This window comes from Streptomyces sp. NRRL S-118, assembly GCF_000716335.1.
Classification (GTDB): domain Bacteria; phylum Actinomycetota; class Actinomycetes; order Streptomycetales; family Streptomycetaceae; genus Streptomyces.
The window spans coordinates 45,242-57,386 of sequence record NZ_JOBL01000104.1; the positions used below are offsets into that span (position 1 = coordinate 45,242).

Here is a 12,145-nt window from a genome sequence, read left to right on the forward strand (position 1 = left end):
TTCTATAGTGACGGAATCGGCGCGCGGAAAATTCCGTCGCCCGGCGCGCGAACGCCGCAAGGACCGGCGCGGGAAAGGACGATCATGAGCGCGGTACGGGAAGGGCTGCCCGAGGGCCGTTACGGCCGCTCGGCGGACGAGCGTGCCGACCGCAAGCTCAAGATCGTCGGCTCCGTCCTCGGCGTCGGCCTGCTCGCCCTGATCGGCTGGTTCGGGTACGACTACGTCGCCGGCCAGAGGATCAGCGCCGAGGTGATCAAGTTCGACCTCTCCGCGGAGGACCGGGTGGCCGTCCACCTGGAGGTCCGCAAGGAGCCGTCGGCCCGGGGCTACTGCACCCTGCGCGCGCTCGCGGAGGACGGCAGCGAGGTGGGCCGCAAGGAGGTCCGGTTCGACCGGGCCGCGGACCGGATCGACGAGGTCGTCACGGTCCGTACGACGGCGAAGGCGACCAGCGCCCAGCTGCTGGGCTGCACGTCCGAGGCGTCGCAGTAACCGGAACGGCCCTGCCTGATTCCGCGCTGACCTGCGGAGACGAAAGATACGTGACTTTCGTCCTCCCCCTTTCCCCACGAAATTGTTAGGCTCGTGGTTTCGCCCATCCAGGAAGGCAGAATCCTTCTGGGTAGGGCGATGCTTTGTATTCCCAGTACCGACGAGGAGCACCTGTGACCCAGACCAGCGAGAACGTCACCTGGCTCACCCAGGAGGCGTACAACCAGCTCAAGGCCGAGCTGGAGTACCTGTCTGGTCCCGCGCGAACCGAGATCGCCGCCAAGATCGCGGCTGCGCGCGAGGAGGGCGACCTGCGCGAGAACGGCGGGTACCACGCGGCCAAGGAGGAGCAGGGCAAGCAGGAGCTGCGCGTTCGCCAGCTGACCCAGCTCCTGGAGCACGCGAAGGTCGGTGAGGCTCCCACGGAGAGCGGCGTCGTCGCGCCCGGCATGGTGGTCACGATCGCCTTCGACGGCGACGAGGACGACACCCTGACCTTCCTGCTGGCCTCCCGCGAGTACGCGAGCTCCGACATCGAGACGTTCTCCCCGCAGTCGCCGCTCGGCTCGGGCGTCAACGGCAAGAAGGTCGGCGAGGACGCGGAGTACGAGCTGCCGAACGGCAAGAAGGCGTCCGTCAAGATCCTCGAGGCCAAGCCGTACCAGGGCTGACCGGCCTTCCCCCGAACAGCGAAGGGGCCGGACCGCATCGCGCGGTCCGGCCCCTTCCCCTTTCCGTTCCCCGTGCGCCCGTCCGGCCACGGCCGGTGGCCCGGCGGCCCCGCGGCCGGCTCAGGCGGCCGCCGAGCGGTACTTGCGGACCGCGAGCGTGCGGAAGACCACGAGGGTCCGACTCGCGATATCCACGGCAGCGAGTCGCGATACCCGGAGCGCCGACTCGCGACACCGAGGCGCCGACTCGCGAAACCCGCGCCGGCCCGGCTCAGCCGATCACCACGTACCCGGCGTCCCGCAGCGCCGCCCCGACCTCGCGGCAGTGCTCCGGACCCTTCGTCTCCAGGTGCAGCTCCACCTCGACCTCGGTGAGCCCGAGGCGCGGGTCGGTGCGCACGTGACCGACGTCCAGGACGTTCGCGTCGACCACGGACAGCACGCCGAGCAGCGTGGCCAGCGCCCCCGGCCGGTCCGTCAGCCGCAGCCGCAGGCTCAGGTAGCGCCCCGCCGCCGACATGCCGTGCCGCAGGATGCGCTGCAGCACCAGCGGGTCCACGTTCCCGCCCGACAGCACCGCGACCACCGGGCCCAGGAAGGTCTCCGGCGCGGACAGGAGCGCGGCCACCGGGCTCGCCCCGGCCGGCTCCACCACCAGCTTCGCCCGCTCCAGGCACAGCAGGAGGGCCGACGACAGGGCGTCCTCGGAGACCGTGCGGACCTCGTCGACGAGCTCCTCGACGATCGCGAACGGCACGTCCCCGGGGCGCCCCACCTTGATGCCGTCCGCCATCGTGGGCGCGGTGTCCACGACGACCGGGCGCCCGGCCTGAAGCGACGGCGGGTAGGCCGCCGCGGCCTGCGCCTGCACGCCGATCACCTTCACGTCCGGACGCAGCGCCTTCACCGCCACCGCGATGCCCGCCGCCAGTCCGCCCCCGCCGATGCCGACGACGATCGTGCGCACCTCGGGGCACTGCTCCAGGATCTCCAGCCCCACCGTGCCCTGCCCCGCGATGATGTCCGGGTGGTCGAAGGGGTGGATGAACACCGCGCCCGTCGCCCGGGCGTACTCCTCCGCGGCGGCCAGCGTCTCGTCCACCACGTGTCCGTGCAGTCGTACGTCCGCGCCGTACTCCCGGGTCGCCGCCACCTTCGGCAGCGGGGCGCCGACCGGCATGAAGACGGTGGAGCGCACGCCGAGCAGCGAGGAGGCGAGGGCGACGCCCTGCGCGTGGTTCCCGGCCGACGCGGCGACGACACCGGCCGCCCGCTCCTCCGGGCGCAGCCCCGAGATCCGCACGTACGCCCCGCGCAGCTTGAACGAACCGGTCCGCTGGAGGTTCTCGCACTTGAGGTGCACGGGCGCCCCGACCAGCGAGGACAGGTGCCTGCTGCCCTCCATCGGTGTCATCCGGGCCACGCCCGACAGCATCTTCTGCGCCCCGCGGACGTCGTCGAGGATGAGCGGGTGTGAGGGGCGTGACGTACGGAAGCTCATGACCGCCAGTCTCGCAGCTCATGCCGCGGCTCATCACGTTCGTACAGCGCCGCCCATCACGTTCGTGCAGCGCCGGTACGGACTCCCGCGGGTCCGCGTACTCTGTCCCCCACCAACCGACCACCACGCACGAGAGAGCCCCCAGCCATGCCCACATCCCAGGACATGACGACTGATCTTGACCAAGGTCTCCTCGATGCCCTCCAGCACCAGGTGGCCGTCTTCGCCCGGCGGGCCGAGCAGACCCGCCTCGGCGGCACCGGACAGCTCCGCAACTCCATGGACCGGGCCGCGTACCTGCTGCTCAACCGGCTCGACCAGGAAGGCCCGATGGGCGTCAAGGCGCTGGCGGCCGGGATGGGCATCGACTCCTCCACGGTCACCCGCCAGGTCGCGCCGCTGGTCGACACCGGCCTGGTCAAGCGCACCTCGCACCCGGAGGACGGCCGCGCGGTCGTGCTCCAGCTGTCGCCGCGCGGGCAGGCCCGGCTCGAAGAGGTCCGTTCCTCGCGGCGCGAGCTGATGGCCCAGGTGACGGACGGGTGGACCGAGGCCGAGCGCGAGTCGTTCTGCACGCTGCTCACCCGCTTCAACTCCGCGCTGTCCGCCCGCCAGGCCGGTCTGCCCCCCGCCGAGGCCGCGGCCGAGGCGACCGCTCCGGCGCCCGTGGAGAGGGCTGCCGCGACCGGGGCCGCGCCGACGTCTTGACCCCGGCCGCCCGGTCGTCTCGGATGAAGGGGTGCGAGAGCGGCGGCAGGCGACAGCACCACGCCACCGCGCCCGGGAGTTCGAGGCGTTCGCCGGGGGCGCGGCCGGGCGGCTCCTCCATGCCGCGACGCTCCTGACGGCCGAGCCGCCCGCGTGCAACCCGCGGGCCCAGGAGCTGCTGACCGCCGCGCTGGCCGCGACGTACGCCCGCTGGGACCGGCTGCGCGACGACGACCCGTACGCCAGGGCGCGCCAGGAACTGGTCGCCCGGTTCGCCCGCGCCGCCTGGCACTTCCACCGCCCCGCCACGGGCGGCCTGCTGTCCCGGCTGACCCCTCAGGAGCGGCTCGTCCTGGTCCTGCGGCTGTACGAGGGCCTCGCCGAGGAGCAGGCGGCGGCCCTGCTGGGCCTGCCGGTGGAGCGCGTGCGCGCGGTCTGCACGCGCGCGGTCGCCGCCCTGCGCCACGGTGCGGCGCCCGCGGCCCGGCCGGACGCGGCGGGCCGGGCGGTGACACCGTGAGCGACCGCAGGGAGGCCGAGGTCCGGCGCCTGCTGGAGGCGCCGCCGCACCCCCGTGTCCCGGAGGACCTGCTGCCGCGGGCGGTCGCGCGCGGCGGCCGGCGACTGCGTCACGCGCGCGCGGTGCGGCGGACGGGGTGGCTGCTGCTGACCGCCGCGGGGGTCGCGTTCGTGGTGTGGGCGTCGGCCGCGGAGCCCTGGGCGCCGCCGCCGTCGGGGACCACGCCCGTGGTCGAGGGCTTCTGAGGCGCCGGGCGCCCCGCGCCCCCGACCGTAGCCCGGTACCGGGCGGGCGACACGGCCGGAGCGGCACGGCCCGGGCGCGCCACCCGCCCGGTCCGGCGCGATACGGGCCCGGCCGGGCGGCCGGGCCCGCGGGCGGGTGAGGCCCGAGGGTTGGGCCGGGCTCAGCCCAGCGCCTGGCTCAGGTCCGCGAGCAGGTCGTCCACGTTCTCGATGCCGACCGACAGGCGCACCAGGTCGCCGGGCACCTCCAGCAGCGAACCGGCCACGCTCGCGTGGGTCATGCGGCCCGGGTGCTCGATGAGCGACTCGACACCGCCGAGGGACTCGCCCAGCGTGAACAGCTGCGCGCGGTCGCACACCGCGACCGCCGCCTCCTCGCCGCCCGTCACCCGGAAGGAGATCATGCCGCCGAAGTCCTTCATCTGCTTGGCGGCGACCTCGTGCCCGGGGTGCTCCGGCAGGCCCGGGTAGAGCACCTGCGTCACCTTGGGGTGCCGCGTGAGCATCTCGGCCACCCGGGCCGCGTTGCTGCTGTGCCGGTCCATGCGGACGGCGAGCGTCTTGATGCCGCGCAGCACGATCCACGAGTCGAAGGGACCGGCCACCGCACCCATGGCGTTCTGGTGGTAGGCCAGTTCCTCGCCGAGCGCCTCGTCCGCCGTCACCAGCGCGCCGCCGACGACGTCGGAGTGGCCGCCCATGTACTTGGTCAGGGAGTGGACGACGACGTCCGCGCCGAGCGCGAGCGGCTGCTGGAGGTAGGGGCTGGCGAAGGTGTTGTCGACGACCAGCTTGACGCCCGTGGTGCGGGCCACGTCGGCGACGGCCGCGATGTCGGTGATGCCCAGCAGCGGGTTCGACGGGGTCTCGACCCAGATGGCCTTCGTGCGGTCGGTGATCGCCTCCCGGACCGCCACCGGGTCGGAGGTGTCGGCGACGGACCACTCCACGCCCCACCGCGCGACGACCTTCGCGAACAGCCGGAACGTGCCGCCGTAGGCGTCGTTCGGGATGACCACGTGGTCGCCGGGCACGAGCAGCGCGCGCAGCAGGCAGTCCTCGGCGGCGAGGCCGGAGGCGAAGGCGAGACCGCGGCGCCCGCCCTCCAGCGCAGCGAGGTTCTCCTCCAGCGCGGTGCGGGTGGGGTTGGCGCTGCGGCTGTACTCGTAGCCGCCGCGCAGGCCGCCCACACCGTCCTGCTTGTAGGTGGACACCTGGTAGATGGGCGGGACGACCGCGCCGGTCAGCGGGTCGGCGGTGTTGCCCGCGTGGATGGCGCGGGTCTCGAAGCTCTGGTGGGTGTGCTGGTCGCTCATGGGCCCGAGCGTAGTCCGGGCCGCCGGGGTGCCCGTGCCGTCCGGGACAATGGGCGCATGGAGATTCTCTGGTTCCTGTTCACCGTCGGCCTGATCGGCGTGATCGTCGTGCCGTGGCTGAGGCGCCGCCGCGACGGCATCCGGCTGGTCGACCCCGGCGCGCCGGACGCCGCCGACCCGAGCGCGTACGGCTTCCTGCGCCAGGAGGAGCTCGACGTGCGGATGCCGGGGCCGGACCAGGACCTCGTGGACGTGCTGGACGTGGTGCAGCGGACGCAGGACTGGCGGGCCGCCTCGCAGCTGCTGGCCGGCACGGACCGGGACGGCGAGGTGCGCTGGCAGCGCGTGCAGGCGTTCGCGGGCGCCGCGTCGCTGGAGCTCCAGCAGCAGCCGGGCACCGGCGGCGCGTGGCTGCGGACCTGGCGGGCGGAGCAGCCGAAGGACCCGGGCGGCGCGGCGGTGCACGCCGAGTTCCTGGTGCAGCAGGCGTGGCGTTCGTCGTCGGCCGGCACCGACGACTTCCGGATCATCCTGGAGGAGGCGCGGACGGTGTGCGGCGAGGCCGCGCTGCTGGCACCCGGCGACCCCGTGCCGTACATCATCGAGCTGGCCGTGGCGCGCGGACTGGGGTACTCGCACGAGCAGTTCGACCAGGTCTGGGCGAAGATCATCGACCGGGCGCCGCACCACATGGGGGCGCACCTGGCCGCCCTGCACTACTGGTGCGAGAAGTGGCACGGCTCGCGCCGGGACGCGGACCGGTTCGCGACGGCCGCCGCCGCCCGCGCGCCGCAGGGCTCGCTGCTCGCCGCGCTGCCGCTGTTCGCGGTCTTCGAGCACCTGCCTGAGGTGGCGCTGGTGCAGGACTTCTACGGCACCGAGGTGGTCTCCAGGGCCATGCAGGGCGCGCTGTACGCGGTGCACTCGGCCCGCCCCGACGACCCGATGCTGGCGCACGTGCGCCACCTGCTGATCCACTTCCTGGTGCGGGCGGAGCGCTGGGCCGAGGCGATGCACCAGCTGGTGCACGTCGACGGCCATGTGGGCGCGCTGCCGTGGACCCTGAGCGAGGACCCGGCGGCCGAGTACGCGATCCACCGTGCGCTCGCGGTGGCGGGTTACGAGGCGAACGGCGGCAGCCCGGCGACGCTCCCGCACTGACCCGCGGCGCTCCCCGGGAGAGCCGCCCGCCGTCCGTGGAATCGGTGCGCCGGTCCGTACGTTGTACGGGTCGGCAGCCACCGACGAGGAGACCCGCATGTTCTACGGCCGCACCCCCGTGCTCCCCACCCCCGAGCAGGCGCTCCCGGGCCGCGAGGCACCGCAGTTCGCGGTGCCCGACCGCCACACGGTGCTCGGCACCCCCCTCGCGGGCCCGTACCCCGCCGGCTTCGACGTCGCGGACTTCGCGCTGGGCTGCTTCTGGGGCGCCGAGCGGAAGTTCTGGCAGACGGACGGCGTGTGGACGACCCTCGTCGGCTACCAGGGCGGCCACACGCCGAACCCGACGTACGAAGAGGTGTGCTCGGGCCTGACGGGCCACACGGAGGTGGTCCGCGTCGTCTTCGACCCGTCGGCCGTCGCGTACACGTCGCTGCTGAAGCTGTTCTGGGAGTCCCACGACCCGACGCAGGGCTTCCGGCAGGGCAACGACGTGGGCACCCAGTACCGCTCGGCGCTGTACACCCACTCCCCCGCCCAGGCCGCGGCCGCGCAGTCCTCCCGCGACGCCTACCAGCAGGTGCTGGCGGGCTCCGGCTACGGCGCGATCACCACGGAGATCCTCCCGGCGGACGGCCGTCCGTTCTTCCCCGCGGAGGCGTACCACCAGCAGTACCTGGACAAGAACCCGGGCGGCTACTGCGGCATCGGCGGCACGGGCGTCTCCTGCCCGGTCGGCGTCGTCCGGGCCGACTGAGCCGCTCGCAGCCGGGCGGCCGTCGCCGCCGCTTCGTAGCCGGGGGCGACGCCGTCCACCAGGATGACGTCGCCCCGCAGGTGGCGCGTGCGCAGCGGGAGGAGGGCCTGGTAGGCGTCGGAGTCGTACCATCGGCGGGCGTGGTCCATGCTCGGGAAGCCGATGATCACCAGCGCGGTCTCCCAGCGGCCCTCCCGCACCTCCAGGACGGGCGCGCCGTGCACCAGGAAGCGGCCCCCGAAGGGGTCGAGGGTGCCCTGGACGCGCTCCATGTACTCCAGCACCTCCTCGTGCAGGACGGCGGCGGGCTGCAGGCTTCCGATGGCGTACGCGCTCATGGGGTCCTCCTCGTGGTTCGGATGCCCCCATGCTCCCGGCGCCGGCGGACGGCGTCGATGACCCCGGAGGTCATCGGATCGTCGAGGCGTCGATGACGAAGCGGTAGCGGACGTCGCTGCGGAGGACCCGCTCGTACGCCTCGTTGATCCGGTCCGCGGGGATGAGCTCGATCTCCGCGCCCAGTCCGTGCTCCGCGCAGAAGTCGAGCATCTCCTGCGTCTCGGCGATCCCGCCGATCATCGAGCCGGCCAGCGTCCGGCGGCCGCTGATCAGCGAGAAGAGGTTGAGCGAGACGGGCTCCTCGGGGGCACCGACGTTCACCAGCGCGCCGTCGGTCTTCAGCAGTCCGAGGTAGGCGCTGAAGTCCAGCGGCGCCGAGACCGTCGAGACGATCAGGTCGAAGGTGCCGGCCAGCTTCCGGAAGGTCTCGGGGTCGCCGGTCGCGTGGAAGTGGTCGGCGCCCAGCTTCAGCCCGTCCTCCTGCTTGCGCAGCGTCTGGCTGAGGACGGTCACCTCGGCGCCCAGGGCGTGTGCGATCTTCACGCCCATGTGGCCGAGGCCGCCGAGGCCGACGATCGCGACCTTCTTGCCGGGGCCGGCCTTCCAGCGGGCCAGCGGCGAGTAGAGGGTGATGCCGGCGCACAGCAGCGGTGCGGCGATGTCGAGGGAGAGGCCGTCGGGGATGCGGACGGCGTAGTTCTCGTCGACGACGATGTGGGTGGAGTAGCCGCCGTAGGTGGGCTCGCCGTTCTTGTCGAGGCCGTTGTACGTGGGGGTGGCGCCGCCCGTGCAGTACTGCTCCAGGCCTTGGAGGCAGTGCTCGCACCGGCGGCAGGAGTCGACGAAGCAGCCGACGCCGACGCGGTCGCCGACCTGGTACCTGGTCACTCCCGGGCCGGTCTCGGTGACGATTCCGGCGATCTCGTGGCCGGGCACCATCGGGAAGATGCCCTCGCCCCAGCCGTCCCGGGCCTGGTGGATGTCGGAGTGGCAGATGCCGGCGTACTTGATCTCGATGAGGACGTCGTGCTCGCCGACCGCCCGGCGGGGGATGGTCGTGCGCTCCAGCGGGGCGTTGGCTGCGGGGGCTGCGTAAGCGGTCACGTTCGTGGTCATGACGGCAAGCCTGTCGTCATCGGCGCAGGTCACCCAGCCCCCTGCGCTCCGTACGACCCGTGTGCGTACTACTGGCAGGGTCAGGATCGGCGCCGTGTCCCGGCGTACGACCCGGAATACTTGTCCGGTATGGACCAGCGCACCGAACTGAGTGAGTTCCTCCGCTCCCGCCGGGCCCGGCTCAAGCCGCGCGACGTCGGCCTGCCCGACTTCGGCAGGGCGCGCCGCGTACCGGGGCTGCGCCGGGAGGAACTGGCCCAGCTGGCGGGCGTGTCCGTGGCGTACTACACGTCCATAGAGCAGGGCAACGGCGCCAACGTCTCCACGGAGGTGCTGGACGCCATCGCGCGCGCCCTGCGCCTGTCGGACGCCGAGCACGCGCACCTGACGCACCTGGCACGGCCGAAGACGAAGAAGAAGCGCGCCGCGGCCGCCCGCCCCCAGCGGGTGCGGCCCGAGCTGCGGCACCTGCTGGACGCGATGGACGGCGTGCCCGCGTACCTCCTGGGGCGCCGCCTCGACATCCTCGGCTGGAACCGGATGGCCCGCGCCCTCCTCGGCGACCTGAGCTCCCTCCCGCCGGAGGAACGGAACATGGCACGCCTGGTGTTCCTCGACCCGAACGCGCGGGAGCTCTACGTCGACTGGGAGCACAAGGCCACCGAGGTGGTGAGCGTGCTGCGGCTGTGCGCGGGCTGCTACCCGGACGATCCCCAGCTGTCGTCGCTGGTCGGGGAGCTGTCGGTGAAGAGCGAGGAGTTCCGGGCCCTGTGGGCCGCGCACACGGTGCAGGAGAAGGGCCACGGCGTGAAGCGGCTGCACCATCCGCTGGTGGGCGAACTGACGCTGTCGTACGAGACGCTCAGGCTGCCCGACGACCACGACGTGAGCCTGGTGACGTACACCGCGGAGCCGGGCTCGCCGTCGGCGGACGCGCTGCGGCTGCTGGCGAACTGGGGGGCCGAGGAGGTCGCGGAGCGGCACTGAGCGCGGGGCCCGGTACGCCGAAGGCGGCGGTCCCCCGCGAGGGGTGCCGCCGCCTTCGGGCCGTACGGGGCCGCCGGCTCAGATCGCCGAGCCGGCCTTCCACTGCGCCCAGCTCATGTTCCAGCCGTTGAGGCCGTTGTCCGGGGCGATGGTCTTGTCCTTGGAGTTCTTCACGACGACCACGTCACCGATGAGCGAGTTGTCGTAGAACCACGCGGCCGGCTGGCCCGGGTCGCCCGCGCCCTTGACGTCGTTCAGGCCCACGCAGCCGTGGCTGGTGTTGACGTTGCCGAAGACCGAGTCGGCACCCCAGTAGTTGCCGTGGATGAAGGTGCCCGACGTGGACAGCCGCATGGCGTGCGGCACGTCCTTGATGTCGTACTCGCCCTTGCCGTCGTCGTCCGTGAAGCCGACCGTCGCGCCGTTCATCCGGGTCTCCTTGAACTTCTCGGAGATCACCATCTGGCCGTTGTAGGTCGGGTTGTCCGGCGAGCCGGCGGAGATCGGGATGGTCTTGAGCGTCTTGCCGTCCCGGACGACCTTCATGGTCTTCGCGGCGACGTCGACGGTCGAGACCTGGCTGCGGCCGATCTTGAAGGTGACGGTCTTCTGCTGGACGCCGTACACGCCGTCCGCGCCCTCGACGCCGTCGAGGTTCAGCTTCAGGGTGACCGTGGAGCCGGCCGTCCAGTACTGCTCGGGCCGGAAGTCCAGCCGCTGGCTGTTGAACCAGTGGCCGACGACCTCCTGGCCGGCGCTCGACGTCACGGTGATGCCGGACTGGACGGCCTTCTTGTCCGTGATCGCCTTGCTGAAGTTGATCGAGACCGGCATGCCGACGCCGACGGTGGAACCGTCCTCGGGCGTGAAGTTCCCGATGAAGCTGTTGGCCTGCGAGACGGTCGTGAAGGAGGAGTTCTCGTGGGCCTCGCGGCCCTCGGCGTCCTTGGCGGTCACGGCGATCTTGTACGTGGTGGCGCGGTCGAGCTGCTCGCTGGGCTTCCAGCTCGTGCCGTCGGCGGCCATCTCGCCCGGGACGGCCTTGCCGTCCTGCGTGGTCATGGTGACCTCGGTCAGCTTGCCGTCGGTGACGGTGACCTTGGCGTCGTCGTTGATGCCGGCGTTGATCGCGCCGTTCTTCGGCGAGATCGCTATTCGGGCCTGCGACGCGTCCTTGGCGGCGGCCTCGTCGACCTGGGCCTGCGACGACGAACCACCGGAGGTGCCGTTGCTCTCGGCCTCGCCGTCGTTGCAGCCCGTGAGTACCAGCACGCCACCGAGCAGGGCGGACGCGGCCATCAGGCCCTTGCGCCGCTTGCCGTCCGTCATCACACGCTTCTCCATCGTCGCCGAATCCCTGCCAACTGTCTCAACAACACCCATAACAACCCGTCCGGTTCCGAATCCGCGAAGGATGTGGGGAACACCACTGATCGACGCGCGGAGGGCGGCTGCTGGTTCCCAGGATGCGGGTACGGGCCCCGGACGAGTGATCCGGGGCCCGTAAACCGGCTCGTTCTCGCCAGTCCCCGGCGCCTACACCCGCTCCTCCTCGTCCGCCTCCGCGCTCTCGTCCTCGTCCTCGTCGTCGTCGTCCAGATCCCATTCCCCGGCCTCGGGGTCGTACTCGACCTGCTCGCTGGTCCAGGAGGCCTGGACGAGGCCGGTGCCGGGCAGGTCGCCGAGCAGATCGTCGGGCTCGACGAGGTACGCGAGAGCTTCCGCTTCGTCCTCGCGGACGGCCGCGCGGGCGTGCGTGCGCTCGTCGTCCGGCATGAATGCGTCGGCGTCGATGCGGTCCAGGGCGGCGGCGGTGAGTTCACCGGCGTCCGTGATCTCCAGCGTCAGTTCCACCCGAAGCCGTACATACCGTGATGTCTCAGAAGGGGTCATATGACGGAGCGTAAGCTGCCTGGGCACGCGACTTTCCTGCGACCCGCTGTGTTCATTAGCATCGGCGCACCCGCCAATTCTCGGTTCCGCAAGGGGATCTGAATCTGTGTCCGTCGCACGTCGACCGCTGCTGACCGCCACCGCCGCCGGGAGCCTGCTCTGTGCGCTGTGGTTCGTCCCTTCGGCCAACGCCACCGTCGACACGGTGGAGCAGTCGTCCGCCCGCGGGCGGACGGGAACGTCCGCCGCACCCGCCCCGTCGCAGGTCCCGGCCGGGGCCCCGGCGCAGGCCCGGGACGGTCTCGCGCTCGCCGACACGGGCAGCGTGGACACCACCCCGTACCTGATCGGCGGCACGGCCTTCCTGGGCCTCGGCGCGGGTCTGGTGGCCTTCGCGGTACGCCGCGGGGCGCACACCGCGCTCTGACGGCGTACG

At 72.3% G+C, this 12,145-nt stretch carries 15 protein-coding genes; 9 read left to right on the forward strand and 6 right to left on the reverse strand.

Features of this window, described 5'->3' with window-relative positions:
• Positions 1–84 precede the first annotated feature (84 nt).
• Positions 85–495 (forward strand): DUF4307 domain-containing protein, encoded by a 411-nt coding sequence (locus IH00_RS0101270; RefSeq protein ID WP_031068579.1) that lies wholly within the window; start codon positions 85–87, stop codon positions 493–495.
• Positions 496–668: 173 nt separating this feature from the next.
• The gene (greA, locus tag IH00_RS0101275; protein WP_031068582.1) at positions 669–1,166 is read left to right on the forward strand and encodes a transcription elongation factor GreA; all 498 of its coding nucleotides are present in this window, start codon (positions 669–671) and stop codon (positions 1,164–1,166) included.
• 271 nt (positions 1,167–1,437) lie between these two features.
• Here the strand turns inward: greA and ilvA are convergent, their stop codons facing one another.
• Positions 1,438–2,667 (reverse strand): threonine ammonia-lyase, encoded by a 1,230-nt coding sequence (gene ilvA / locus IH00_RS0101280; RefSeq protein WP_031068584.1) that lies wholly within the window; start codon positions 2,665–2,667, stop codon positions 1,438–1,440.
• A gap of 147 nt (positions 2,668–2,814) precedes the next feature.
• On the opposite strand from ilvA, the gene IH00_RS36820 reads away from it, so the two are divergent.
• The 3 genes from IH00_RS36820 to IH00_RS0101295 are packed head-to-tail and all read left to right on the forward strand — an operon-like array spanning position 2,815 to position 4,140.
• Positions 2,815–3,375 (forward strand): MarR family winged helix-turn-helix transcriptional regulator, encoded by a 561-nt coding sequence (locus tag IH00_RS36820; protein ID WP_031068587.1) that lies wholly within the window; start codon positions 2,815–2,817, stop codon positions 3,373–3,375.
• Between the two features lie 31 nt (positions 3,376–3,406).
• Positions 3,407–3,895 carry a sigma factor-like helix-turn-helix DNA-binding protein gene (locus IH00_RS0101290; protein ID WP_052411110.1) on the forward strand — a complete coding sequence of 163 codons (489 nt, stop codon included), beginning with the start codon at positions 3,407–3,409 and terminating at the stop codon, positions 3,893–3,895.
• Positions 3,892–4,140, forward strand: a complete 249-nt coding sequence (locus IH00_RS0101295; RefSeq protein ID WP_031068591.1) for a hypothetical protein — start codon at positions 3,892–3,894, stop codon at positions 4,138–4,140. The genes IH00_RS0101290 and IH00_RS0101295 overlap by 4 nt, the downstream gene beginning before the upstream one ends.
• Before the next feature lie 161 nt (positions 4,141–4,301).
• On the opposite strand, the gene IH00_RS0101300 is transcribed toward IH00_RS0101295, so the two are convergent.
• Positions 4,302–5,456 (reverse strand): cystathionine gamma-synthase, encoded by a 1,155-nt coding sequence (locus IH00_RS0101300; protein WP_031068593.1) that lies wholly within the window; start codon positions 5,454–5,456, stop codon positions 4,302–4,304.
• Between the two features lie 57 nt (positions 5,457–5,513).
• Between IH00_RS0101300 and IH00_RS0101305 the strand changes: the two genes are divergently transcribed.
• Together IH00_RS0101305 and msrA are read left to right on the forward strand one after the other, a co-directional pair.
• Positions 5,514–6,617 (forward strand): hypothetical protein, encoded by a 1,104-nt coding sequence (locus tag IH00_RS0101305; protein WP_031068595.1) that lies wholly within the window; start codon positions 5,514–5,516, stop codon positions 6,615–6,617.
• Between the two features lie 97 nt (positions 6,618–6,714).
• A complete protein-coding gene (gene msrA, locus IH00_RS0101310) occupies positions 6,715–7,374 on the forward strand; it encodes a peptide-methionine (S)-S-oxide reductase MsrA (protein WP_031068597.1) in 660 nt (219 codons plus the stop codon).
• Here the strand turns inward: msrA and IH00_RS0101315 are convergent.
• Positions 7,314–7,712, reverse strand: coding sequence for a DUF1330 domain-containing protein (locus IH00_RS0101315; protein ID WP_031068599.1), 399 nt, complete (start codon positions 7,710–7,712; stop codon positions 7,314–7,316). The genes msrA and IH00_RS0101315 overlap by 61 nt on opposite strands.
• Before the next feature lie 70 nt (positions 7,713–7,782).
• The gene (locus IH00_RS0101320; protein WP_031068600.1) at positions 7,783–8,829 is read right to left on the reverse strand and encodes an NAD(P)-dependent alcohol dehydrogenase; all 1,047 of its coding nucleotides are present in this window, start codon (positions 8,827–8,829) and stop codon (positions 7,783–7,785) included.
• A gap of 129 nt (positions 8,830–8,958) precedes the next feature.
• On the opposite strand from IH00_RS0101320, the gene IH00_RS0101325 reads away from it, so the two are divergent.
• The gene (locus IH00_RS0101325; protein ID WP_031068603.1) at positions 8,959–9,816 is read left to right on the forward strand and encodes a helix-turn-helix domain-containing protein; all 858 of its coding nucleotides are present in this window, start codon (positions 8,959–8,961) and stop codon (positions 9,814–9,816) included.
• Positions 9,817–9,894: 78 nt separating this feature from the next.
• Here the strand turns inward: IH00_RS0101325 and IH00_RS0101330 are convergent, their stop codons facing one another.
• Both IH00_RS0101330 and IH00_RS0101335 read right to left on the reverse strand, forming a co-directional pair.
• On the reverse strand, positions 9,895–11,160 hold the full coding sequence (locus IH00_RS0101330) for a L,D-transpeptidase (RefSeq protein ID WP_031068605.1): 1,266 nt from the start codon (positions 11,158–11,160) through the stop codon (positions 9,895–9,897).
• A 192-nt stretch (positions 11,161–11,352) separates the two neighbouring features.
• Entirely contained in the window at positions 11,353–11,709 is a 357-nt protein-coding gene (locus IH00_RS0101335; protein WP_052411111.1) for a hypothetical protein, read from the reverse strand.
• 106 nt (positions 11,710–11,815) lie between these two features.
• Here IH00_RS0101335 and IH00_RS0101340 point away from each other — a divergent pair, with 106 nt between their 5' ends.
• Entirely contained in the window at positions 11,816–12,136 is a 321-nt protein-coding gene (locus tag IH00_RS0101340) for a hypothetical protein (RefSeq protein WP_031068609.1), read from the forward strand.
• Positions 12,137–12,145: the final 9 nt, after the last annotated feature.

Coding starts and splice junctions, on each gene's coding strand:
- IH00_RS0101270 (WP_031068579.1), top strand. CDS start 85: ATGAGCGCGGTACGGGAAGGGCTGCCCGAGGGCCGTTACGGCCGCTCG.
- ilvA (WP_031068584.1), bottom strand. CDS start 2,667: ATGAGCTTCCGTACGTCACGCCCCTCACACCCGCTCATCCTCGACGAC.
- IH00_RS36820 (WP_031068587.1), top strand. CDS start 2,815: ATGCCCACATCCCAGGACATGACGACTGATCTTGACCAAGGTCTCCTC.
- IH00_RS0101300 (WP_031068593.1), bottom strand. CDS start 5,456: ATGAGCGACCAGCACACCCACCAGAGCTTCGAGACCCGCGCCATCCAC.
- IH00_RS0101305 (WP_031068595.1), top strand. CDS start 5,514: ATGGAGATTCTCTGGTTCCTGTTCACCGTCGGCCTGATCGGCGTGATC.
- msrA (WP_031068597.1), top strand. CDS start 6,715: ATGTTCTACGGCCGCACCCCCGTGCTCCCCACCCCCGAGCAGGCGCTC.
- IH00_RS0101315 (WP_031068599.1), bottom strand. CDS start 7,712: ATGAGCGCGTACGCCATCGGAAGCCTGCAGCCCGCCGCCGTCCTGCAC.
- IH00_RS0101320 (WP_031068600.1), bottom strand. CDS start 8,829: ATGACCACGAACGTGACCGCTTACGCAGCCCCCGCAGCCAACGCCCCG.
- IH00_RS0101325 (WP_031068603.1), top strand. CDS start 8,959: ATGGACCAGCGCACCGAACTGAGTGAGTTCCTCCGCTCCCGCCGGGCC.
- IH00_RS0101330 (WP_031068605.1), bottom strand. CDS start 11,160: ATGGAGAAGCGTGTGATGACGGACGGCAAGCGGCGCAAGGGCCTGATG.
- IH00_RS0101335 (WP_052411111.1), bottom strand. CDS start 11,709: ATGACCCCTTCTGAGACATCACGGTATGTACGGCTTCGGGTGGAACTG.